Source organism: Klebsiella planticola (assembly GCF_000783935.2).
Classification (GTDB): domain Bacteria; phylum Pseudomonadota; class Gammaproteobacteria; order Enterobacterales; family Enterobacteriaceae; genus Klebsiella; species Klebsiella planticola.
Map to the genome: position 1 here is coordinate 586,287 of NZ_CP026047.1, position 23,480 is coordinate 609,766.

24 protein-coding genes are annotated in these 23,480 nt (G+C 59.3%); 13 read left to right on the plus strand and 11 right to left on the minus strand.

Translation table 11 applies throughout. The features are described from left to right. Window positions 1-22: 22 nt before the first annotated feature. Window positions 23-1,447 carry a 6-phospho-beta-glucosidase gene (locus tag MC50_RS02760; protein ID WP_032696777.1) on the plus strand — a complete coding sequence of 475 codons (1,425 nt, stop codon included), beginning with the start codon at window positions 23-25 and terminating at the stop codon, window positions 1,445-1,447. 449 nt (window positions 1,448-1,896) lie between these two features. Here MC50_RS02760 and hycI read toward each other — a convergent pair whose 3' ends face one another. The 9 genes from hycI to hycA form a co-directional block, all read right to left on the minus strand. Then, complete coding sequence (gene hycI, locus MC50_RS02765; RefSeq protein ID WP_047663409.1) at window positions 1,897-2,352, minus strand: hydrogenase maturation peptidase HycI; 456 nt, start codon at window positions 2,350-2,352, stop codon at window positions 1,897-1,899. Continuing rightward, window positions 2,345-2,755, minus strand: a complete 411-nt coding sequence (locus tag MC50_RS02770) for a formate hydrogenlyase maturation HycH family protein (protein WP_047663410.1) — start codon at window positions 2,753-2,755, stop codon at window positions 2,345-2,347. The genes hycI and MC50_RS02770 overlap by 8 nt, the downstream gene beginning before the upstream one ends. Then, window positions 2,752-3,519: an NADH-quinone oxidoreductase subunit B family protein gene (locus tag MC50_RS02775; RefSeq protein ID WP_032690990.1), complete on the minus strand. Its 768-nt coding sequence runs from the start codon at window positions 3,517-3,519 to the stop codon at window positions 2,752-2,754. Before MC50_RS02775 ends, MC50_RS02770 begins: the two co-directional genes overlap by 4 nt. Next, complete coding sequence (locus MC50_RS02780; RefSeq protein WP_004866880.1) at window positions 3,519-4,061, minus strand: formate hydrogenlyase complex iron-sulfur subunit; 543 nt, start codon at window positions 4,059-4,061, stop codon at window positions 3,519-3,521. The genes MC50_RS02775 and MC50_RS02780 overlap by 1 nt, the downstream gene beginning before the upstream one ends. Before the next feature lie 9 nt (window positions 4,062-4,070). Beyond that, on the minus strand, window positions 4,071-5,780 hold the full coding sequence (hycE, locus tag MC50_RS02785) for a formate hydrogenlyase subunit HycE (protein WP_047663411.1): 1,710 nt from the start codon (window positions 5,778-5,780) through the stop codon (window positions 4,071-4,073). 16 nt (window positions 5,781-5,796) lie between these two features. Further along, on the minus strand, window positions 5,797-6,720 hold the full coding sequence (locus MC50_RS02790) for a respiratory chain complex I subunit 1 family protein (RefSeq protein ID WP_032690988.1): 924 nt from the start codon (window positions 6,718-6,720) through the stop codon (window positions 5,797-5,799). Window positions 6,721-6,722: 2 nt separating this feature from the next. After that, entirely contained in the window at window positions 6,723-8,549 is a 1,827-nt protein-coding gene (gene hycC / locus MC50_RS02795; RefSeq protein ID WP_046853525.1) for a formate hydrogenlyase subunit 3, read from the minus strand. After that, window positions 8,546-9,154 (minus strand): 4Fe-4S dicluster domain-containing protein, encoded by a 609-nt coding sequence (locus MC50_RS02800; protein WP_004866887.1) that lies wholly within the window; start codon window positions 9,152-9,154, stop codon window positions 8,546-8,548. The genes hycC and MC50_RS02800 overlap by 4 nt, the downstream gene beginning before the upstream one ends. A gap of 82 nt (window positions 9,155-9,236) precedes the next feature. Further along, window positions 9,237-9,686, minus strand: a complete 450-nt coding sequence (gene hycA / locus MC50_RS02805) for a formate hydrogenlyase regulator HycA (RefSeq protein ID WP_032691080.1) — start codon at window positions 9,684-9,686, stop codon at window positions 9,237-9,239. A 211-nt stretch (window positions 9,687-9,897) separates the two neighbouring features. On the opposite strand from hycA, the gene hypA reads away from it, so the two are divergent. The 11 genes from hypA (at window position 9,898) to sitD (ending at window position 19,996) form a co-directional block, all read left to right on the plus strand. Then, window positions 9,898-10,299: a hydrogenase maturation nickel metallochaperone HypA gene (gene hypA / locus MC50_RS02810; protein ID WP_046853524.1), complete on the plus strand. Its 402-nt coding sequence runs from the start codon at window positions 9,898-9,900 to the stop codon at window positions 10,297-10,299. Window positions 10,300-10,328: 29 nt separating this feature from the next. Then, window positions 10,329-11,201, plus strand: a complete 873-nt coding sequence (hypB, locus tag MC50_RS02815) for a hydrogenase nickel incorporation protein HypB (protein ID WP_047663412.1) — start codon at window positions 10,329-10,331, stop codon at window positions 11,199-11,201. Continuing rightward, entirely contained in the window at window positions 11,192-11,464 is a 273-nt protein-coding gene (locus tag MC50_RS02820) for a HypC/HybG/HupF family hydrogenase formation chaperone (protein WP_004866894.1), read from the plus strand. The genes hypB and MC50_RS02820 overlap by 10 nt, the downstream gene beginning before the upstream one ends. Then, entirely contained in the window at window positions 11,464-12,585 is a 1,122-nt protein-coding gene (gene hypD / locus MC50_RS02825; protein WP_032696773.1) for a hydrogenase formation protein HypD, read from the plus strand. The genes MC50_RS02820 and hypD overlap by 1 nt, the downstream gene beginning before the upstream one ends. Beyond that, window positions 12,582-13,592, plus strand: coding sequence for a hydrogenase expression/formation protein HypE (gene hypE / locus MC50_RS02830; protein ID WP_032690984.1), 1,011 nt, complete (start codon window positions 12,582-12,584; stop codon window positions 13,590-13,592). The genes hypD and hypE overlap by 4 nt, the downstream gene beginning before the upstream one ends. 236 nt (window positions 13,593-13,828) lie before the next feature. Then, the gene (flhA, locus tag MC50_RS02835) at window positions 13,829-15,901 is read left to right on the plus strand and encodes a formate hydrogenlyase transcriptional activator FlhA (protein WP_047663413.1); all 2,073 of its coding nucleotides are present in this window, start codon (window positions 13,829-13,831) and stop codon (window positions 15,899-15,901) included. 38 nt (window positions 15,902-15,939) lie between these two features. Next, window positions 15,940-16,368 carry a TOBE domain-containing protein gene (locus MC50_RS02840; protein WP_032690982.1) on the plus strand — a complete coding sequence of 143 codons (429 nt, stop codon included), beginning with the start codon at window positions 15,940-15,942 and terminating at the stop codon, window positions 16,366-16,368. 196 nt (window positions 16,369-16,564) lie between these two features. Beyond that, on the plus strand, window positions 16,565-17,482 hold the full coding sequence (locus tag MC50_RS02845) for a metal ABC transporter substrate-binding protein (protein WP_032690981.1): 918 nt from the start codon (window positions 16,565-16,567) through the stop codon (window positions 17,480-17,482). Beyond that, entirely contained in the window at window positions 17,479-18,300 is an 822-nt protein-coding gene (locus MC50_RS02850) for a manganese/iron ABC transporter ATP-binding protein (RefSeq protein WP_032690980.1), read from the plus strand. Before MC50_RS02845 ends, MC50_RS02850 begins: the two co-directional genes overlap by 4 nt. Further along, on the plus strand, window positions 18,297-19,148 hold the full coding sequence (gene sitC / locus MC50_RS02855; RefSeq protein WP_032690979.1) for an iron/manganese ABC transporter permease subunit SitC: 852 nt from the start codon (window positions 18,297-18,299) through the stop codon (window positions 19,146-19,148). The genes MC50_RS02850 and sitC overlap by 4 nt, the downstream gene beginning before the upstream one ends. Further along, a complete protein-coding gene (gene sitD / locus MC50_RS02860) occupies window positions 19,139-19,996 on the plus strand; it encodes an iron/manganese ABC transporter permease subunit SitD (RefSeq protein WP_190306318.1) in 858 nt (285 codons plus the stop codon). Before sitC ends, sitD begins: the two co-directional genes overlap by 10 nt. Before the next feature lie 80 nt (window positions 19,997-20,076). On the opposite strand, the gene MC50_RS02865 is transcribed toward sitD, so the two are convergent. Together MC50_RS02865 and MC50_RS02870 are read right to left on the minus strand one after the other, a co-directional pair. After that, window positions 20,077-20,421, minus strand: coding sequence for a nitrous oxide-stimulated promoter family protein (locus MC50_RS02865; RefSeq protein ID WP_032690978.1), 345 nt, complete (start codon window positions 20,419-20,421; stop codon window positions 20,077-20,079). A 75-nt stretch (window positions 20,422-20,496) separates the two neighbouring features. Then, on the minus strand, window positions 20,497-20,790 hold the full coding sequence (locus MC50_RS02870) for a SelT/SelW/SelH family protein (RefSeq protein WP_004866911.1): 294 nt from the start codon (window positions 20,788-20,790) through the stop codon (window positions 20,497-20,499). Between the two features lie 217 nt (window positions 20,791-21,007). Here MC50_RS02870 and MC50_RS02875 point away from each other — a divergent pair, with 217 nt between their 5' ends. Further along, window positions 21,008-23,377, plus strand: a complete 2,370-nt coding sequence (locus MC50_RS02875; RefSeq protein ID WP_047663414.1) for a TonB-dependent receptor domain-containing protein — start codon at window positions 21,008-21,010, stop codon at window positions 23,375-23,377. Window positions 23,378-23,480: the final 103 nt, after the last annotated feature.

Genomic DNA, 23,480 nt, shown 5'->3' on the forward strand with positions numbered 1-23,480 from the left:
TTTTTTGCAAGCGAGGTAACGCATGTCGACTTTTCCACACGGGTTTTTATGGGGCGGCGCGCTGGCCGCAAACCAGTCTGAAGGGGGGTATCTCGAGGGCGGCAAAGGGCTGACCACCGTGGATACGCTGCCCCACGGCGCGAACCGCATGCCGGTTAAGCTCGGGCTGGAGAAGCGTTTTCAGCTGCGTGACGATGAATTTTACCCGAGCCACGAGGCCATCGATTTTTATCATCGCTACAAAGAAGATATCGCCCTGATGGCGGAGATGGGCTTTAGCGTCTTTCGCACCTCAATTGCCTGGAGCCGCCTGTATCCCAACGGCGATGAGCTGGAGCCGAATCAAGAAGGGATCGCCTTTTATCGCTCGCTGTTTGAAGAGTGCAAAAAGTACGGGATTGAGCCGCTGGTAACCCTTTGCCACTTCGATGTGCCGATGCATCTGGTCATTGAATACGGTTCATGGCGCAATCGTAAAATGGTGGAGTTCTTTACCCGCTACGCCCGCACCTGCTTTGAAGCCTTCGACGGGCTGGTGAAATACTGGCTCACCTTCAACGAAATCAACATCATGCTCCATAGTCCCTACTCCGGCGCCGGGTTGGTGTTTGAAGAGGGAGAGAACCAGGAGCAGGTGAAGTACCAGGCGGCTCACCACGAGCTGGTGGCCAGCGCGCTGGCCACCCAAATCGCCCACGAGGTTAACCCGCTCAACCAGGTCGGCTGTATGCTGGCGGGCGGCAATTTTTATCCCTGGTCCTGTAAGCCGGAAGATGTGTGGATGGCGCTGGAAAAGGACCGGGAGAACCTGTTCTTTATCGATGTTCAGGCGCGCGGCGCCTACCCGGTATGGGCAGCGCGGGTATTCCGCGAAAAGGGGGTCGTGATCGCCAAAGAGCCGGGCGATGACGAGATTCTCAAGCATACCGTGGATTTTGTCTCTTTCAGCTATTACGCCTCGCGCTGTGCCTCAGCAGAGATGAATGCGCATAACACCAACGCTGCCAATATCGTTAAATCACTGAAGAACCCGCATATTCAGGCCAGTGAATGGGGCTGGGGCATTGACCCGCTCGGCCTGCGCATCACGATGAATATGATGTATGACCGCTATCAGAAGCCGCTGTTCCTGGTGGAAAACGGCCTCGGCGCCCGCGACGAGATTGATGGCAACGGCGAGATTCACGATGACTATCGCATCAGCTATTTGCGCGAGCATATCAAAGCGATGCGCGATGCTATCGAGGACGGGATCCCGGTAATGGGCTACACCAGCTGGGGCTGTATCGATCTGGTTTCTGCCTCAACCGGCGAGATGAGCAAGCGCTACGGCTTTGTCTATGTCGATCGCGATGATGCCGGCAACGGCACGCTTGAGCGCAAGCGTAAAAAATCGTTCTGGTGGTACAAGAAGGTGATTGCCAGCAACGGCGAAGACCTCGAGTAGCGCGTATTGCCGGGGCCGCTGCGCTTGCAGCGGCCTACAAGACCGTAGTCCCGGTAAGCCAGGAGCCCGGCAGGTGCGCGGCACCGTCTGCGGGAACTCGCCGGGCGGCGCTGCGCTTGCACCGGCCTACAAGACCGTAGGCCCGGTAAGCCAGTGCCCGGGCAGATGCGCGCCACCGCCTGCGGGAACTCGCCGGGCGGCGCTGCGCTTGCAGCGGCCTATAAGACCGTAGACCCGGTAAGCCAGGAGCCTGGACAGGTGCGCGGCACCGCCTGCGGAAATTCGCCGGGCGGCGCTGCGCTTGCAGCGGCCTACAAGACCGTAGGCCCGGTAAGCCAGGAGCCCGGACAGGTGTGCTGCACCGCCTGCGGAAATTCGCCGGGCGGCGCTGCGCTTGCACCGGCCTACAAGACCGTAGGCCCGGTAAGCGCAGCGCCACCGGGCATGGCTCAGAGCGCGGAAAATCCGCCGTCGCCAGCCCACCCATCCAGCCGCGCATACACCGTCGCTACCGCATCCTTAATGGGCTGGGTCATCGGGTAATAAAAGCCGACGATATCCGGCTGAATCCCAAGAAAAATCACCTCTCCCACGTCCTCTTGCAACTGATCGATCAGATAGTTAAGCGGCATATTGTGGGTGGTCATCATAAACATTTCGGCAATATCGTCCGGGTCAACGAGGCGGATTTCTCCGGGGTTGAGTCCCATATCGGTGGCATCGACGATCAGCAGGCGCTCGGAACGCAGTTCGCGAATGGCGACGATGTCGTTTTCCGGGGCGCTGCCGCCATCAATCACCACCCATTCACCGACCGGGTTGGCGGCGCACATCTCCGCCAACAGCGGGCCTGCGCCATCATCGCCCATCATGCTGTTGCCAACACAAAGTAAAACGTCAGTCACGGAGTCTCCTCACCATCAGATAGATGGCGCTTTCCTGGTGAATATCGTGCAGCATGCTGAGCATCGTTTTGCTCCACGCCTGCTGTTCGGGGGTCTGCCGGACCTGCGCTTTATCGAAGGCGTTGGCGAGCATCGTGACATGATTGCTGTCGATCACTATCTCGCCGTACTTCGGCACGCCTTCCATTTTACGCCACGCGGTGCTGCCCTCTTCGAGAGTGGCAATCCACGCCAGATATGCCTGCCACGGGCAGCTTAGCGCCGCCTCCAGACAGTCGATGACGCCGAGGTGGTGGCCAATCGCCAGGCTGTAATAGACCACCTGCTGCGCCTGATCGGGCGTCGCGTCGTTCTCATCAATAAATTTACGGCTCAGCTGACTGAACACCACCGTCTCGCTCATCGGATACGCGCCCCCTCGACCACCTGGTTCAGATGGGTGACTATCTCGGTCAGACGCGGATCTTTTTCCGCCTCCAGCCAGCGCACCACCTGACTATCGCCCTGCGCCAGCAGGCGCATATAGTCATCGGCAATCTGGCGGCCATAGCGATAGCCCGCCAGGCGACGCGCTTCGCGGTCGATACGCACGCGCAGCGGCTGCACCATGCCGGGGTGGAGAATTTCCGCCGCTTTGTCATCCTGCTCGCCCGGTAGACGGGCATGAATTTTCTGTTCCAGCAGACCCAGCGCCATCGCAAAGCCGTATAGCGTGGCGGCAGGAGTCGGCGGACAGCCCGGAATATAGACGTCCACCGGAACAATTTTGTCGGTTCCGCCCCACACGCAGTAAAGGTCGTGGAAAATACCGCCGCTGTTGCCGCAGGCGCCGTAGGAGATGCAGATTTTCGGATCCGGCGCCGACTGCCAGGCACGCAGCGCCGGCGAACGCATGGCGCGGGTTACCGCGCCGGTAAACAGCAGAATATCGGCATGGCGCGGTGACGGCACCACTTTGATCCCGAAGCGTTCGGCATCAAACAGCGGTGACAGGGTGGCGAAAATCTCGATTTCGCAGCCGTTGCAGCCGCCGCAGTCCACGCGATAGACGTAGGCGGAACGCTTAATTTTCTTCAGCAGCGATGCCTTCATGCTGGCGATGGACTCCTCCACCGTCATCGGCAGCGGAATGCCGTTTTCATCGCGCGGGCCTAGTAAGTTGCTCATCAGCTGGCCTCTCTCATATGGCGAGTCAGTTCAATACGGTCGGACGGCACCAGGCACTTCTGGCGTTTACACTCCGGGCAGGTCTCGAAGCTTTCGCGATGCAGCTCGGCGCGGGTATCGCCGTTGTGCCCGAGCAGCGCAATGGCGTAGTCGATCTCTTTTTGTACGGCGAACGGGCGTTCGCACACCCGGCAATGGCAGATGGCAAAGCGCGACTGCTGGAGGAAATCCTCTTTCTTCCACACCGCCAGTTCATACTCCTGCGATAGCTTGATGGCCGCCGTCGGACACACCTCTTCGCAGCGACCGCAGAAGATGCAGCGCCCGAGGTTGAACTGCCAGGCAAGCTCGCGCGTCACCAGATCCGTTTCCACCGTCAGCGCGTTCGACGGGCAGGCGTTCACGCAGGCCGCGCAGCCGATACACTGCTGCGGCGTATGTTCCGGTTTGCCGCGAAAGTTTTTATCTACCGGCATCGGCTCCAGCGGATAAGCGTGCGTCGCGTTGCCGGTTTTGATCACTTTTTTGATAAAGGTAAACATGGCGATTCCTTATTTCAGCGGCGAGTTTTTACGCTCGATGCTGTAGCGCTCCAGCTCTTTGTACGGCACCACTTTGCTTTTTTTCTTCCGCACATCGACCACGGTCATGCGGTCGGTACAGGAGTAGCAAGGATCGAGGCTACCGATAATCAGCGGAGCGTCGGAGACGGTGTTGCCGCGCAGCATATAGCGCAGGGTCGGCCAGTTGGCGTAGGTGGCCGCCCGGCAGCGCCAGCGGTACAGTTTCTGGTTGTCGCCGGTCATGCTCCAGTGGATATCATCCCCGCGCGGCGCTTCCGAGAAGCCCAGCGCAAAACGGTGCGGGATATAGGTAAAGCCTTCCACCGCCAGCGGGCCGCCTGGCAGATTATCGAGGCCGAAGTCGATCATATTCAGCGCAGTGTAGACTTCGTTGATACGTACCTTCAGACGCGAAATCACGTCGCAGCCCTGTTCGCTGTGCACTTCCATCGGCAGCAGGCCGTAACCGACAAACGGGTGGTCGGCGCGGGTGTCGCGGGCGTGGCCGCTGGCGCGCACCATCGGGCCGACGTTGCTGAAATCACGGGCGATTTGCGGGTCGAGGCGGCCAATCCCCACGGTACGCTGCTCCATATTCGGCGTGCTGAGCAGCATATCGACCAGCTCCTGCACGTCGCGGCGCATCTGCTGCGCCAGCGCTCTTGTCTGGATCATGTCCTCTTTCAGCAGGTCGCGGCGGATGCCACCAATCAGGTTCATCCCGTAGGTTTTACGCGCCCCGGTGAGAATCTCCGCCATCTTCATTGACGTCTCACGCACGCGGAAGAACTGCATAAACCCGGAGTCAAAACCGGTGAAGTGGCAGGCGAGGCCGAGGTTTAGCAGGTGCGAGTGCAGGCGTTCCACTTCCAGCAGGATGGCGCGGATCATCTGCGCACGTTCCGGGACGACGATCCCCATCGCATTCTCGACGGAGGTGGTATAGGCCGTACTGTGGGCAAAGCCGCAGATACCGCACACCCTGTCCGACAGGAAGGTCACTTCGTTATAACCCATGCGGGTTTCCGCCAGCTTTTCCATGCCCCGATGGACATAGAACAGGCGGTAATCGGCGTCGATAATATTCTCGCCGTCGACAAACAGGCGGAAATGGCCGGGTTCATCGGAGGTGACGTGCAGCGGGCCAATCGGCACCACGTTATTTTTCTTACTGCCCAGCTCGTTGATGAACTCGTAGGTTTCCGCATCGGTGGTCGGCGCCGGACGCTGACGATAATCCATGCTGTCTTTACGCAGCGGATAAAGTTCATCAGGCCAGTCGTCCGGCAGCACCAGCCGGCGCTCATCCGGCAGTCCCACCGGTATCAGACCGTACATATCGCGCACTTCGCGCTCGCCCCAGACGGCGGCAGGCACCCGCAGCGTCACCGACGGATATTCCGGCTTGTCGGCATCCACTTCGACGCGCACGGTGATCCAGCACCGGGTCCCCTGCTCCATCGACAGCACGTAATACACGGCATAGTGGCCGTTAAGCTTACGTTCGTCGTTACCGAACAGCACCGACAGCCAGCCGCCCTGCTGGTAGTAGAGAAACTCCACGACTTCCGGGAGATAGTTGACCTTCACCGTCACGGTGAGCTGATCTTTGGTCTGCCAGGCTTCGTCGAGCACCACGCCCGGGAAGGCCTGATGCAGCGCGGCGAGATAGTGTTGACCGATTTTTTCTTCAGACATGCTCAAACTCTCTTAATCACGCCGCCAGCAAGGAGACGAAAGCTAAAAACGCAAAGCCAAAACCGGCCCAGGTAACGCGGGAAGTGGCACAAAAACGCAGACGCGCCATGCTGTTTTCAAACAGCGCGATAACCAGCACGCCTGCCACCAGCTTGACGATGGCAGCAACCAGCGCCAGCAGCAGGCCGCCGAGGCTAAAACTGGTCATCGCTCCCCACGGAATAAAGACGCCGACAAACATCTGCAGCACGACCAGCTGTTTGAGGCTGATGCCCCATTTCAGTACCGCAAAGCCGCTGCCGCTGTATTCGGTCAGCGGCCCTTCCTGCAGCTCCTGCTCCGCTTCCGCCAGGTCGAACGGCAGCTTGCCCATTTCGATAAAGGTGGCGAACGCGCAGGCGCACAGCGCCAGGACCAGCGGTACCGAGTGGGCTGCGGGCCAGTGATAAATGGTGGCGGCGATCCGGCTGATATGCGTGGAGCCGGCAACCTGCGCCGCAACCCATAGGCCCAGCAGCAGAATCGGCTCCACCAGCACGCCGAGCATCGCTTCGCGGCTGGCGCCGATCGCGGTAAACGGGCTACCGGTATCCAGACCGGCAATCGCAAAGAAGAAACGGGCAATCGCGAACAGGTAGATCAGCGTAATCAGATCGCCCAGTCCCGCCAGCGGCGACGAGACGGTCACCACCGGCAGCGCGCTGGCAATGGTCAACATCACGCCGACCATCACGAAGGGGGTCAGGCGAAAGACCCAGCCGGAAACATCCGGCCCGACGCTCTGGCGGCCCAGCAGCTTGAAGATATCCCGGTACTCCTGCAGCACGCCCGGACCGCGGCGATTATGCAAGCGAGCGCGGGCTACGCGGGTGATGCCGGACAGCAGGGGCGCGGCGGCAAACAGCAGCAGCGCCTGTAATAGTGCAATTAAAACGCTCATTCTCAGGCTCCTCGCGAAATGACAATGACCACCAGCGCCGCCAGCTCGACTAACGCCACGCCGCGGAACAGCGCGGGCGCCGAGGCGGACTGCCAGCCGGGAACCAGACGTACCGGATTCAGCCAGTGACGCAATTTCAGCAGCGGCGCGAAGGCCTCTTTAACCGGCATGGCAAAACCATGAGCGGTGATGACCATCGATTTTTCATGGTCGTAGCCGCAGACCCATGCCGCACCGCGGGAGCGCGCAGGCAGACGGTCGCCTTTAAAGAAGATCATCAGCAGGAACGGCAGCAGCGGACAGGCCAGCAGCAGAATGGCGATCAGCGGCTGCGACACCACGCTTGAGACCTGCGCCTGAACCGGTAGTACCCCGCCGACCAGCGTCAACAGCCACGGCGCGGCGACCCCGCCCGCCACGCAGCAGAGCGCGGCGAGTACCACGCTGACCGTCATCAGCAGCGGGGCGCGGGTGGCGTTCTCCGCTTCCGGAGTCCGCGGTGCGCCGAGGAAGGTCACGCCGTACACTTTCGCCATACACATCACCGCCAGCGCGCCGGTAATCGCCAGGCCAACGGCAAGCAGCGGCCCAAGCAGACGGCCGATAAAGGCGTCGCTGGTGCTCAGTTTGAAGAAGGACTGGTAGATAACCCACTCGCCGGCAAAGCCGTTCAGCGGCGGCAGCGCAGCCATCGCCATCAGGCCGACCAACATAGAGAGCGAAATCAGCGGCATTCTTTTGCCCATCCCGCCCAGTTTTTCGATATCGCGGTGGCCGGTACGGAACCACACGGCGCCGGCGCCAAGGAACAGCGTCGTTTTGAACACACTGTGGTTGATCAGGTGGTACATGCCGCCGATGAAACCCAGCACCATCAGGCTACTGCTGTTGAGCGCCAGACCGGTGACGAAGGCGCCAAGCCCCAGCAAAATAATGCCGATATTTTCGAGGGTGTGATAAGCCAGCAGACGCTGAATATTGTGCTCCATCAGGGCATACAGTCCGCCGATAAACGCGGTTATCATCCCCACGACCAGCAGCAACACGCCCCACCACAGCGGCGGCGCGCTCCCGGCAAGCGAGACCGTTAAGATGCCAAACAGACCGACTTTCATCACCACTGTGGAGAACAGCGCGGCGGCCGGCGCGCTGGCCCCGGCGTGCGCCTGCGGCGCCCAGCCGTGCAGCGGGATAACGCCCGCCAGCAGCGCGAAACCGACGAGCGCCGGCAGCCACAGCAGCATATTTTGCGGGGCATGGGCGGCGAGCAGGCTAATCTGCCCCAGGTCGAGGGTGCCGTAGAACGACCACACCAGCCAGCAGCTCCACGCCATCAGCAGCGTTCCCAGACGTCCCAACGCAAACCACAGCTTTGCGGATTGCGCGCAGCCGGTCAGAAATGCCCCGCACAGGGCCATCATCTCCGCCATCACCACCAGCGTGCCGAAGTTGGTTGCCACCACGGCACAAGTTGCCGAAGCCAGCAGCAAATTGACCAACAGACCGTTGGCTTTCACCTGCGAATGACGGTGCCAGACGATATTAAACAGGGCGATGGGCAGTGCGCTGAGGCCAATGGCGAGCAGCCATAGCGCATTGATGCCGTTCACCCGAACCGGTAAAGAGAGCATCTGCAGCATGCCGTCGCTCACCTGCTCAGGGGTTATCAGCGTCGCGAGGGCGGCGACGATCAGCATCGCGCTGGCCACCGCGCCGCCGATCCCGGCAATCGCGCCGCTTAACGGTTTTCTCAGGGTAAAGATAAATGCCAGCACGCCGCTGGCGGCATACCACAGCACCGCCTGATTCACTAAAGAGATCACGCTCATTTCACGCCCTCCTGTTGCGACTGAAACAGCGACAAATCGCCGAGGTCGGTATTAAAGGTCAGCTCACGCTTGCGCTTGCTGGCCTGGGCGATATCGCGGATATCCACCAGCAGCAGCGCTTTCGTCGGACAGGTACGCACGCAGGCGGGTCCCTGCTCATCGAAATGGCACAGGTCGCATTTCACGGCGATAGCGCGCACGCCGGGCACCCAGTCGAGCAGCGAACTGACGCGGGCTGGCGCCGGCGGCGCAGCGGGCGCCATAGGGGTATTGGCGTTGGCCGGAATATCCAGCGGACGACTGCCGGAAAATTCAATCGCCCCGAACGGGCAGGCAATGGCGCACAGCTTGCAGCTTACGCACAGGCTTTCATTCAGCTGAACCGCGCCATCGACGCGATTGATCGCATTAACCGGACACACCGCGGCGCAGGGGGCGTCTTCGCAGTGGTGGCACATTTGCGGCGCCGATTCTTTTTCATTACGCATGACCTGTAGTCGCGGCATGGCCTGCAGGCCGTACTGGCGATGCGTCTCTGAGCAGGCGGCTTCGCAGGTGCGGCAGCCGATACAGACGGTGGAGTCAGCAATTACAAAACGGTTCACCGGGCAATCCTCGGGTGAAAGTCATTTTTGACGAAATCAGGGAGTTCAGATGTCATTTTCGACACGTGTCGACACCTTACGATTAATGGGCCAGCGCCAGATGGCTTAAATCCACCGGCTGGTCGTGTTCCATGGCGTCATACAGACGGTCATAGACGCTGGCAATAATGGCCAGGTAATGTTCCAGCACCTGTTCGCGCGAACGGTTGCTGATCCGGCCGTCAACGGTACCGTCGGATGCCAGCGTTGCCTGAGCAATCAAGCGCTTATCATCACCATTGCGCGTTTCGACGTAGTACTCGATGGTGTGGTTGTTGAACCCTTCCGCCAGCGCGACATACACCTGAAAATGTTCAAACAGGACGAAGCACAGCTCTTTGTCCGGCGCGCAGCTCATCGCATGATGCAAACGCGCTTTTGACAGGGTGATGCCCTGAACCAGCGAATTGCAGTACTGGCGCCACTGATCCTGATAGCGGCGGTGACGGTCGGCGATGTAGTCCGCCTTTTCACTAATTTCCCAAATAGTCATCTCGGTCTCCCCGGTTGCATGAGATGCACCGTACAAGCATTTTCCATGCCAAATTTTAATTTATTGATATTTAATGATTTTAATAAAAATACGGCGTAATGCTGACATGTCGATGACATCCGTCAGCTGTCGTCATCGACAGTTGTTCCGACAGTAGCGATGACCTGGCATCGTTATTGCATATATGGCCCATCGCGATACGGAGGCGACCATGCACGAAATCACTCTTAGCCAGCGGGCGCTGGAAATTATTGAACAGCAGGCGCAGCAGGCCGGCGCGCGTCGGGTTACCGGCGTGTGGCTGAAGGTCGGCGCATTTTCCTGCGTGGAAGCCAGCGCATTGACCTTCTGTTTTGAGCTGGTGTGCCGCGGCACGCTGGCGGAAGGCTGCGAACTGCATATTGCCGAACAACAGGCCGAATGCTGGTGCGAATCCTGCCAGCAGTACGTGCAACTCATCTCGCAGCACGTGCGGCGCTGTCCGCAGTGCCACAGCGACACGCTGCAGATTGTGGCGGACGACGGCCTACAGATTCAGCGAATAGAAGTGATCCCCGTTAATTCGGATTATCTCGCGGCGGCCAGCGAGCCAGCCGGCAAAGAGACAACGTGAGGATAACGGGACAGACCAGGAGTAAAACTATGTGTACAACTTGCGGCTGTGGGGAAGGCAACCTTTATATCGAAGGTGATGAGCATAACCCCCACTCGGCGTTTCGCAGCGCCCCTTTCGCGCCAGCCCCGCGCCAGACCATGACGATTACCGGCGTCAAAAGCGATAGCTTCTCCCCCACCCGTTCAGAGAGCGGCGACCTGCACTACGGCCACGGCGAAGCGGGTACCCATGCACCGGGTCAAAGCCAGCGCCGGATGCTGGAAGTCGAAATCGACGTGCTGGATAAAAACAATCGTCTGGCGGCCCGCAACCGCGCGCGCTTTGCCGCACGCGGCCAGCTGGTGCTGAACCTGGTCTCCAGCCCGGGCTCCGGCAAAACCACGTTGCTCAGTGAAACCTTGCTGCGTCTGAAAGGAAAAATCGCCTGCGCGGTCATCGAAGGCGACCAGCAGACGGTCAATGATGCGGCACGCATTCGCGCTACCGGCACGCCGGCCATTCAGGTCAATACCGGAAAGGGCTGCCACCTTGATGCGCAGATGATTGCCGATGCCGCTCCACGTCTGCCGTTGGCGGATAACGGTATGCTGTTTATTGAAAACGTCGGCAACCTGGTATGCCCGGCGGGCTTCGACCTCGGCGAACGTCACAAGGTGGCGGTGCTGTCGGTCACAGAAGGCGAAGATAAGCCGCTGAAGTATCCGCATATGTTCGCCGCCGCCAGCCTGATGCTGCTGAATAAAATCGACCTGCTGCCGTACCTCAACTTTGATGTAGAGAAGTGCCTCGCCTGCGCGCGGGAGGTCAATCCCCATATTGAAATCATTATGCTGTCCGCCACCAGCGGCGAAGGCATGGATAAGTGGCTCAGCTGGCTGGAGGCGCAGACATGTGCATAGGCATTCCGGGGCAAATCTGCGCCATTGACGGTAACCTGGCGAAGGTCGAAGTGTGCGGCATCCAACGCGAAGTCGATCTGACGCTGGTAGGAAGCGTTGATGAACAGGGGCAGCCGCGACTCGGCCAGTGGGTTCTGGTCCACGTGGGCTTCGCCATGAGCATTATTAATGAAGCGGAAGCCCGCGATACCCTTGAGGCGCTGCAAAATATGTTTGAAGTCGAGCCTGACGTGGGCGCGCTGCTGTACGGCGAGGAGCGATAATGCGTTTTGTTGATGAATATCGCGCGCCGGAGCAGGTGATGCAGCTGGTTGAACATCTTCAGGCGCGCGCGCATCTGCTGCCTCATACCGCCGGGCATCCGCTGCGTATTATGGAAGTGTGCGGCGGCCATACGCACGCCATCTTTAAATTCGGTCTCGACCAGCTGCTGCCGGAGAATATCGAATTTATTCACGGCCCCGGCTGCCCGGTCTGCGTCCTGCCGATGGGGCGCATCGACACCTGTATCGATATCGCCAGCCGCCCGGGGGTGATGTTCTGCACCTTCGGCGATGCCATGCGCGTCCCCGGTAAAAACGGCTCCCTGCTGCAGGCGAAATCTCGCGGCGCCGATGTGCGTATCGTCTATTCACCGATGGATGCGCTGAAGCTGGCGCAGCAGAACCCGCAGCGGGAGGTGGTCTTCTTTGGCCTCGGTTTTGAAACCACCATGCCCGCTACCGCGCTGACGCTGCGTCAGGCTCGCGAGCGCAACGTGGATAACTTCTTCTTTTTTTGCCAGCACATCACCCTGCTCCCGACCCTGCGCAGTCTGCTCGACCAGCCTGATAACAGCATCGATGCCTTTCTTGCCCCGGGTCATGTCAGTATGGTCATCGGTACCGAAGCCTACGGATTTATCGCCAGCGACTACCGGCGTCCTTTAGTGGTGGCTGGTTTCGAACCTCTTGATCTACTGCAAGGCGCGGTGATGCTGGTTGAGCAGACAATAGCGCAGTGCAGCCAGGTCGAAAATCAGTACCGCCGCGTGGTGCCTGATGAAGGCAACCCGCTGGCGCAAGCGGCGATTGCCGACGTTTTCTGCCTGTCCGGCGATAGCGAATGGCGCGGGCTGGGGGTCATCAACAACTCCGGCGTAGGCCTGACGCCCGCCTATCAGCGCTTTGACGCTGAAGCCCATTTTCAGCCGGCGCCGCAGCGCGTCTGCGACGATCCGCGCGCCCGCTGTGGCGATGTGCTGACCGGCCGTTGTAAGCCGCATCAGTGTCCGCTGTTCGGGCAAGTGTGTAACCCGCAAAGCGCGTTTGGCGCGTTGATGGTCTCATCAGAAGGCGCATGCGCCGCCTGGTATCAATATCGCAGTCAGGAAAATGAAGCATGAAAAGCGTCCAGTTAGCTCACGGTAGCGGGGGTCAGGCGATGCAGCAGCTGATCGCCTCCCTGTTTATGCAGGCGTTCGCCAACCCGTGGCTGGCAGAGCAAGAAGATCAGGCGCGTCTCGATCTGGCGCAGCTTACCGCTCAGGGCGATCGTCTCGCCTTTTCCACCGACAGCTACGTTATCGATCCGCTGTTTTTCCCCGGCGGCGACATCGGCAAGCTGGCAGTATGCGGCACCGCTAACGACGTGGCGGTCAGCGGTGCCCTGCCGCGCTATCTCTCCTGCGGATTTATTCTCGAAGAGGGACTGGAGATGGCTACCCTGGAACGGGTGGTCAACAGCATGGCCCGTACCGCGCAGGCCGCTGAGATTGCCATCGTCACCGGCGATACCAAAGTCGTCCCGCGCGGCGCGGCGGATAAACTGTTTATCAATACCGCCGGGATCGGCGCCATTCCGGCGGATATTCGCTGGGGGGCACAACAGATCGCTCCCGGCGACGTCCTGCTGGTCAGCGGCACACTGGGCGACCACGGCGCCACCATTCTCAACCTCCGCGAACAGCTGGGTCTGGACGGCGCGCTGGCCAGCGACTGTGCGGTGCTGACGCCGCTTATTCAGACGCTGCGCGCTGTTCCCGGCATCAAAGCGCTACGCGATGCGACCCGCGGCGGAGTGAACGCGGTGGCTCATGAGTTCGCCGCCGCCAGCGGCTGCGGCATTGAGCTACATGAACAGAAGCTGCCGGTGAACGAGACCGTACGCGGGGTGTGCGAACTGTTAGGCCTGGAGGCGCTAAACTTCGCCAATGAAGGCAAGCTGGTGATAGCCGTCGCCCGGGAAGCGGCGGAGGCCGCGCTGGCGCAGCTGCAAAGCCACCCGCTTGGCCGCCACGCCGCGATTATCGGCGACGTGGTTGAGCGTACCGGCGTGCGCACGATCGGCCTGTATGGCGTGAAGCGGACGCTGGACCTTCCCCATGCCGAGCCGCTGCCGCGAATTTGTTAACGGAAAACGGCTCCCCGGATTGCGGCTAACGCCTTATCCGGGCTACCGGCTACGCACGGGCCTGTAGCCCGGCTAAACGCAGCGCGAGCCGGGAAAAGCCAGCATCATTATCCGGCCCAAATCCGCGGGCGACCTCGGATGGGTTGGCGGCGGCAACAACCGCTTTATTAACATACTATTATTTGTGTCACCACTTTCTTACGTGCCGCTTTGCGGGTGCGTTTTGGACTTCAGTAATGTCGTATACACCATTGGGCGATTTCGGGCAGCAAGGGCTGTTCGATATCACCCGTATTTTATTACAGCAGCCTGACCTGGCGGCGCTGAGTGAAACGCTAACCCGTCTGGTTCAGCAATCCGCGCTGGCGGATCGTGCGGCGATTATTCTGTGGAACGCCGGAAACCATCGTGCGGCAAGGTACGGTTGTGACGAAGCGGGTCTGCCGGTCAGCTATGAAGATGAGACCGTACTGGCACACGGGCCGGTGCGTCGCCTGCTGTCGCGCCCCGATGCGCTGCACTGTGACAAGGCGACCTTTGTCGAGGCCTGGCCTCAGCTGGCCAGTAGCGGACTCTATCCACCGTTTGGCTATTACGGCCTGCTGCCGCTGGCGGCGGAAGGCCGCATCTTTGGCGGCTGCGAGTTTATCCGCGACGACGCCCGACCGTGGACCGAGAAAGAGTTCCAGCGGCTGCATACCTTTACCCAGCTGGTTGCGGTGGTGACCGAGCAGATCCAGAGCCGGGTCAGCAACAACGTCGATTACGATCTGTTGTGCCACGAGCGCGACAACTTTCGCATTCTGGTTGCTATCACTAACGCCGTGCTCTCCCGGCTGGATATCGATGAGCTGGTTAGCGAAGTCGCCAAAGAGATTCACCACTATTTCCGTATCGACGCTATCAGCGTGGTGCTACGCAGCAACCGCAAAGGCAAACTGAATATCTACTCGACCCATTATCTCGACGCCAGCCATCCGGTTCACGATCAGAGCGAGGTGAATGAAGCCGGTACGCTGACCGAACGGGTGTTCAAAAGCAAAGAGATGCTGCTGCTCAATTTACACGAGCACGACTCGCTGGCCCCGTACGAGAAAATGCTTTTTGAGATGTGGGGCAACCAGATTCAGACGCTGTGCCTGCTGCCGCTGATGTCTGGCAATACGCTGCTGGGCGTGCTGAAACTGGCGCAGTGCGATGAGAAGGTGTTCACCACCACCAACCTCAAGCTGCTGCGACAAATTGCCGAACGGGTGTCGATCGCCGTCGATAATGCCCTCGCCTATCGCGAAATTCAGCGGCTTAAGGAGCGGCTGGTGGATGAAAATCTGGCGCTCACCGAACAGCTGAATAATGTCGAGAGCGAGTTTGGCGAAATCATCGGCCGCAGCGAAGCGATGCACAGCGTACTCAAGCAGGTCGAAATGGTGGCGCAGAGCGACAGCACCGTGCTGATCCTCGGCGAAACCGGCACCGGCAAAGAGCTGATTGCCCGCGCCATTCATAATCTCAGCGGCCGCAACGCGCGGCGAATGGTCAAGATGAACTGTGCCGCGATGCCCGCCGGGCTGCTGGAAAGCGATCTCTTCGGCCATGAGCGCGGCGCGTTTACCGGCGCCAGCGCTCAGCGCATCGGCCGTTTCGAACTGGCGGATAAAAGCTCATTATTTCTCGATGAAGTGGGCGACATGCCGCTGGAGCTGCAGCCGAAGCTGCTGCGGGTTCTGCAGGAACAGGAGTTTGAACGTCTCGGCAGCAACAAGCTGATCCGCACCGATGTCCGGCTGATCGCCGCCACCAACCGCGATCTCAGGCAGATGGTCGCCGATCGCGAATTCCGCAGCGATCTCTACTATCGTCTGAACGTCTTTCCGATCCATCTGCCGCCGCTGCGCGAGCGTCCGGACGATATCCCGCTGCTGGTCAAGGCGTTTACCTTTAAAATCGCCCGCCGCCTCGGGCGTAACATCGACAGCATTCCGGCAGAAACCCTGCGTACGCTGAGCCACATGGAGTGGCCGGGTAACGTTCGTGAGCTGGAAAACGTGATTGAACGCGCGGTGCTGTTAACCCGCGGTAGTGTGCTGCAGCTGTCGCTGCCGGAGATGAATATCGACGCGGAGACGATGATGGCCGAAGTGCTGCCGCAAGAGGGCGAGGATGAATATCAGCTGATCGTCCGCGTATTGAAAGAGAGCAACGGCGTGGTCGCCGGGCCGAAAGGAGCGGCGCAGCGGCTGGGATTAAAGCGTACAACGCTGCTTTCCCGCATGAAACGCCTGGGCATTAACAAAGATGAGCTAGTATAAGTCCTGTACTCACTTAATCAGCCACACAAGGAGATTTTATGGCGGTATCAGCACGTAACCAGTTGACCGGCACGGTCAGCGCAGTTGCCGCCGGCGCGGTCAACGATGAAGTGGAATTGACCCTCGCCGGCGGCGCAAAACTGGTGGCGATCGTCACCCACAGCAGCAAAGAGGCGCTGGGTCTGGTTGCCGGTAAAGAAGCCATCGCGCTGATTAAAGCGCCGTGGGTCACCCTGGCCACCGAGGATTGCGGCCTGAAGTTCTCCGCGCGTAATCAGTTTGCCGGGAGCGTCACCCGCATCACTGAAGGGGCGGTCAACGCGACGGTGCACATCAAAACCGACGCGGGCTTCGCTATCATCGCCGTCGTCACCAATGAAAGTCAGGAAGAGATGAAGCTGGTCGAGGGCAGCCGCGTGATTGCGCTGATCAAAGCCTCGGCCATTCTCCTCGCCACCCGCGCGTAATCCGCACTCCAACGCCGCTTCACACGAAACGGCGTTCTTTGATACGTCTTGCCATTTTCCCCGCGACAGCCGGTTTGTACGGCTTTCCTCTCAGCATTTAAATAATAATCATTTTCATTTATAAATAGCCTGTGCTATATAACATAGCAATGGCTATAACAGATGATTAATTAACCACAATGATGTGAGGGATCCTATGCTGCACCTGCCGCCTCTGAAGCACCTGATCTTTACCGCTCTGCTCGGCCTGTTGGCGATCGCCCCGGCTCAGGCCAGCGAAAAATTCAAAGTGATCACCACCTTTACGGTGATTGCCGATATGGCGCAAAACGTCGCCGGAGAGGCGGCCCAGGTCAGCTCGATTACCAAACCCGGCGCCGAGATCCACGAATACCAGCCGACGCCCGGCGATATTAAACGCGCCCAGGGGGCACAGCTGATCCTCACCAACGGTCTGAACCTCGAACTGTGGTTCGCCCGCTTTTATCAGCACCTGAAAGGGGTCCCGGAAGTGGTCGTCAGCGAGGGGATTCAGCCAATGGGGATCAGCGAAGGTCCCTATAACGGTAAGCCCAACCCCCATGCGTGGATGTCGGCGGATAACGCGCTGATCTATGTCGATAACATCCGTGATGCGCTGAGCAAATACGACCCTGCGAATGCGCAGACCTATCGTCAGAATGCCGCCATCTATAAAGAGAAAATCCGCCAGACTATGGCGCCGCTGAAGGCGGAGCTGGCGAAACTGCCGGTAGAGAAGCGTTGGCTGGTGACCAGCGAAGGCGCGTTCTCCTATCTGGCCCGCGACAACGGGCTGAAAGAGCGCTACCTGTGGCCAATCAATGCCGACCAGCAGGGCACGCCGCAGCAGGTGCGTAAAACCATCGACACCATGAAGAAAGAGCATATCCCGACCATCTTCAGCGAAAGCACTATTTCAGATAAACCGGCGCGCCAGGTGGCGCGGGAAGCCGGCGCCCATTATGGCGGCGTGCTTTATGTTGACTCCCTGAGCGCCGCCGATGGCCCGGTTCCCACCTACCTGGATCTGCTGCGCGTTACGACGCAAACCATCGTCCAGGGCATCAACGATGGGATGAGGAAACAGCCATGACCGCCGATCTGCCTGGCCTCTCGGTCAACCGGGTCAGCGTAACCTATCGCAACGGCCACACCGCGCTGCGCGATGCCACCTTCAGCGTACCACGCGGCTCCATTGCCGCGCTGGTGGGCATCAATGGTTCGGGAAAATCGACGCTGTTTAAAGCGCTGATGGGCTTTGTTCGTCTGTCCCATGGCGAGATTGCCATACTTGGCCAGCCGGTTCATCGCGCGCTGCGCCAGAACCTGGTGGCCTATGTCCCGCAATCAGAGGACGTTGACTGGACCTTCCCGGTACTGGTGGAGGATGTCGTCATGATGGGCCGCTACGGACATATGGGCTGGCTGCGACGGGCCAAAGCCCATGACCGGGAAGTGGTTGATGCGGCGCTGGCCCGCGTCGGGATGAGCGACTATCGCCACCGGCAAATCGGCGAGCTGTCCGGCGGACAGAAAAAACGGGTGTTCCTTGCCCGCGCCATCGCTCAGCAGGGCAAGGTCATTCTGCTGGATGAGCCGTTTACCGGCGTTGACGTCCAGACCGAAACCCAGATCATCACCCTGCTGCGCGAGCTGCGCGACGACGGCTGTACCCTGCTGGTTTCGACCCACAATCTCGGTTCGGTCAGCGAGTTTTGCGATTACACGGTGATGGTCAAAGGCACCGTGTTGGCCAGCGGACCGACGGAAACAACCTTTACCGCTGCTAACCTCGAACTCGCTTTCAGCGGCGCGCTGCGCCACGTGGTGCTCAGCGGCGGAGAAGAGCAGATTATCACCGACGATGAACGGCCGTTTATCAGCCGTCGGACGACGGGAGGAGAAGGATGAACTGGCTAATCGAGCCGTTCGGCTATCAGTATATGCTGAATGCGATGTGGGTATCGGCGCTGGTGGGCGGCGTGTGCGCCTTTCTCTCCTGCTACCTGATGCTGAAAGGCTGGTCGCTGATTGGCGATGCCCTCTCCCACTCCATCGTACCGGGCGTGGCGGGAGCGTATATGCTCGGCCTGCCCTTCGCCGTCGGCGCTTTTCTCTCCGGAGGACTGGCGGCGGGCAGCATGCTGTTTCTCAACCAGCGTTCGAAGCTCAAAGAGGATGCCATTATCGGTCTGATTTTTTCGTCGTTCTTCGGTATCGGGCTGTTTATGGTGTCGCTCAACCCAACCTCGGTAAATATCCAGACCATTATTCTCGGCAATATCCTGGCGATCGCCCCGGAAGATATTATTCAGCTGGCGGCCATCGGCTCGATTTCAATGGTGATTCTGCTGCTGAAATGGAAAGACCTGATGGTGACCTTTTTCGATGAGAGCCACGCCCGATCCATTGGCCTGAACACCACCGGGCTCAAGCTGCTGTTCTTCACGCTGCTGGCCGCCTGTACCGTGGCGGCATTGCAAACCGTGGGCGCCTTCCTGGTCATTTGCCTGGTAGTCACTCCGGGAGCGACCGCCTGGCTGCTGACCGACCGCTTTCCACGCCTGCTGGCGATTGCCGTCGCTATTGGCAGCCTGACCAGTTTTTTCGGCGCCTGGCTGAGCTACTATCTGGATGGCGCAACCGGCGGCATCATCGTCGTGGCCCAGACCTTGCTCTTTCTGGTGACCTTTGTCTTTGCTCCCAAACACGGCCTGCTGGCCAACCGCCGTCGCGCCAGGGAGGGATCATGCTGCTGACCACGCTTCTCGAACCGTTCCAGTTTTCGTTTATGGTCAACGCCATGCTGGTGGCAGCCATCGTCGCCATTCCCTGCGCGCTACTGTCGGTTGTTCTGGTGCTGAAAGGCTGGGCGTTGATGGGGGATGCCATGAGCCATGCGGTCTTTCCCGGCGTGGTGGTGGCCTATATTGTCGGGATCCCGTTCGCCATTGGCGCCTTTGTTGCCGGACTATTCTGCGCCATCGCGACCGGCTATCTCGACGATAACAGTCGCATCAAGCGCGATACCATTATGGGCATTGTCTTTTCCGGGATGTTTGGCGCCGGGCTGGTGCTGTATGTCGCTATTCAGTCCGAAGTCCATCTCGACCATATTCTGTTTGGCGATATGTTGGGGATTTCCGCCAGCGATATTGGGCAAACGTCGACGATTGCCCTGGTGATTGCGCTGATTATCGGGCTAAAGTGGCGCGACTTTCTGCTACACGCCTTCGATCCGCATCAGGCTAAAGCCAGCGGATTACGCTGCGGCCTGCTGCACTACGGACTGCTGTGCATGATTGCCCTGACCATCGTGGCGACGCTCAAAGCGGTGGGGATTATTTTGTCAATCTCGCTGCTGATTGCTCCCGGGGCCATTGCTCTGCTGCTGACCCGGCGTTTTATCAGCGCGCTGCTGCTGGCGGTGGCGATTGCCGTAAGCTGTTCGCTGGGCGGCGTGTGGCTATCGTTTTACCTTGATAGTGCCCCGGCGCCGACCATCGTGGTGTTGTTTACCGCGCTGTTTATTATCACCTTTGTCTGGACGTCGGTTCGCGACAATCAAACCCAGGCGACGTCCGCAGAGACCCCGGGTAGCGGCTGACGCCTTACCCGGGCGACCGTACCGACAGACCGCACGCATTGTCGCCCGGCTAAGCGCTGCGCAAGCCGGGAAAGCCACCGCTACTTTTTAGGCCGGTATTTTTCCGGAAGCTCCGGCACGGGACGCCGGTCATCAATCAGGTGGCGAATCGTCAGAATCGGGTGACGCCAGAGCATTCGCGGCCCCGCCCAGCGCATGATCTGCTTCATTTCTTCGCGTTTTGCCGGCTGGTAGCAGTGGACCGGGCACTGCTTACAGGCCGGCTTCTCTTCGCCAAACACGCATTTATCCAGCCGCTTATCGGCATAGGCGTTCAGCGCCTGGTAATGCTCCACGTCAGCCTGCGCGTCCGGGCAGCGGCGCTGATAGAGCGAAATCATGCTGCGGATAGTCTTTTTTTCCCGGTCGATGCGTTGACCCGCCATTGCGCTTCCCCATCAATAAAGATGCAAAAATAATACACCTTTATGATCTCTGGCGCAGCCGTTTTCCCCTCTCGCTTACGCCGGATCGGCAGACTTATCGAGGTGGCCCAGCGACTTCTCCGGGAAACAGACATCCCGTACCCGGCGCTTGAGTTCAGCCGCATCCGGGAAACCCTCATCCTGCTTGCGGTCCCAGATTTGTACGTCGTCGACGGTAATGGTGAAGATGCCGCCGGTGCCCGGGACCAGAGTGACCGAGCCGATATCGGTACTGAACGTATGCAGCAGCTCCTGAGCCATCCAGCTGGCGCGCAGCATCCAGTTGCATTGAGAGCAGTAGTTGATCGTAATCGCGGCTTTGTGACTCATGACTTTCTCGCTGTATCTAAAAGGGCTGATTGTAAACAAATTGCAGATTAAATGGGGAATACATGATTATTTTGTTGCAAACGATAATACCTATCATTACCATTCGCAATCAATAATCATGGAGAAACAGAGTCCGCTAACGGAAGCAACGGGACTCTCCTGCAAATCTGGAAGTAACGCGTGAGCCGATACTAATAATTATCAAGGCGTGGCTACTATGTACAAATCCACTCAATCACCGGCCTGGTTTAAGAAAAGCCTGCTGGTGACTTCGTTGCTTGCAGCAATCTATCAGACGACCGCCGGGGCAGCTGATACCACCGCACACACCACCACCAGCGACACCTCATCGGATAGCTCCGAGCAGATGACCGTCACCGCACCCGCTCCCCTGCTCAAAGCCGGCAGCGAACATTCGGTCAGCGCGCAGGAGCTACAGGACAAAGGGGCCAAAGATTTTGGTTCCGTCATGCGTTACGAACCGCTGATCGGCGCGACCGGCGCCAGCGGCGGCTCGGGTAATGGTAAAAGCGGCTTCGACCGCGGCGGCTATACCGGTTATAACATTCGCGGGCTGGAAAGCAACCGCGTCGGGATTGATGTCGACGGCATCGCGCAGCCGGATGCGACCGGGCGCGGCTACGTCGGCCGTGCCGGCCTGAATACGTTTGGCATCGGTCGCGATTACATCGACCCGTATATGTACGGCAGCATCGATATTCAGTCCGGTGCCACCTCGACTGAAACCGCCAACACCTCTATCGGCGGCAACGTCTCCTTCCAGCCGAAATCTGCCGATGATTATCTGCGCCCGGGAAAAACCAGCGCCTTCGGCTACCGGAGCGGCTACGACTCTGCCGACCGCAGCTGGCATAACGGCGTGACGGTGGCCGGCGGAGATGAAACCCTACGCGGCATTTTCGTCTACAGCCGCCGCGACGGCCAGGAAACCCAAAATAACAGCGATAAGATTGACGCCTATCCGGCCAACTGGCACTCCGATGCCTTTATGGCCTCCGGCATCTGGCAGCCAAATGATGAACACAAGCTGACCAGCACGCTCGACTACTACCATAAAACCAACCACACCCACTTTGACAGCTGGGATAGCAGCGGCAACAGCATCATTGGCGATGCCAACCAGACCAGCCAGACTCGTCGCTGGGGCATCAGTCTGAAAGACGACTGGACGCCAATGAATGACTATCTCGACAGTATGTCGACCAAAGTCTACTACCAGCACACCGAGGCCCATGACTGGACCTGGATGCCGGACAGCACCACCGGATCGATGGAAACGGTCAACTCTGACTACGATACCGACACCTGGGGTATTCAGACCGCGCTGGCGAAATCCATTGGTCGCCACGACCTGAGCGCCGGGCTCAACGCCAGCACCACCAAAACCCAGCGCCCGTTCAGCCAGTCGCCGGTCCCGAGTATCTACAGCGAGATCATGCAGCCGGAAGCCGACAGCCGGGGCTACACCCTTGGCGGCTTCGTTCAGGATAAGATCAACTTCGATCTCGACAGCCACAACTTTGCGGTGATCCCGGGCGTGCGCGTGGTGCATCAATCCACCAAACCGGAGAATCTCGGCGATCTGACCACCAACAGCAGCGTGCTGACGGAGTCCTCCGTCGCCAGCCTGTACGGTAAAAACTCCGATACTCAGGTGCTGCCGTCCCTGACCTTCCAGTACGATATCACTCCGCGTACCATGACCTACCTGCAGTATAAACGCGGCGCCGAGTTCCCCAACGCCAGCCAGCTGTACGGCTCCTGGAACCTCGGCTCCAGCTACGCCGGACGAGCGCAGTATGCGCTGATTGGTAACACCGATCTGAACACGGAAACCAGCGACAATTTCGAATGGGGCTTAAAAGGCGAAGTGGTCGAAGGGATCACGATGCGTACCGCCCTGTTCTACAACAGCTATAAGAACTTCATCGCCTATAGCCGCTACACCCGTTCCGGCAATCCGGACCACTTCACCAACGTCCCGTCGAATATCTATACGATTTATCAGGCGGAAAACCGCGATAAAGCCTATATCTACGGCGGCGAAATCAGCGCCAAATTCAACTTTGGCACCTGGTTTGAAGGGGTTAACGGCCTGAGCGCGACGCTGGCCTACGGCTATAGTGAAGGGAAATCGAAATCCAGCTATCTCGGCGACAAATATATCGACCTCGACAGCGTGGCGCCGATGAAGGCTATCGTCGGCGTAGCCTGGGACGATCCGGCGAAACGCTACGGGACCGCGTTGACCGCCACCTTCGTGAAAGGTAAGCAGGCCAGCGCCACCAACCGCGAAAGCTATACCAACACGGGTTCCGCCATTACCGACTCCTCCAGCGAATACATGCGCGTGCCTGGCTACGGCATGCTGGACTTGACGGCCTGGTGGCAGGTGGCGAAAAACGTGCGTATTAACGGCGGCGTTTACAACATTACCGATCGACAATACTGGGATTACCTGAGCAGCCGCAATATTGAGACGTCGACGAATCAGGACGCCTACGATAAAGCGCTGGCGACAATGCCGGGCCGGACCTGGCAACTGGGCGTCAACGTCGATTTCTGATAGCCCGGAGAATAATAAACCCCATGGATTTCAGCATGCCAAGCGGCAGCAGCAGCGTGGGTCGCGATACGCAGACTCAGGCCGGCAGTACAACGTCCCGTTC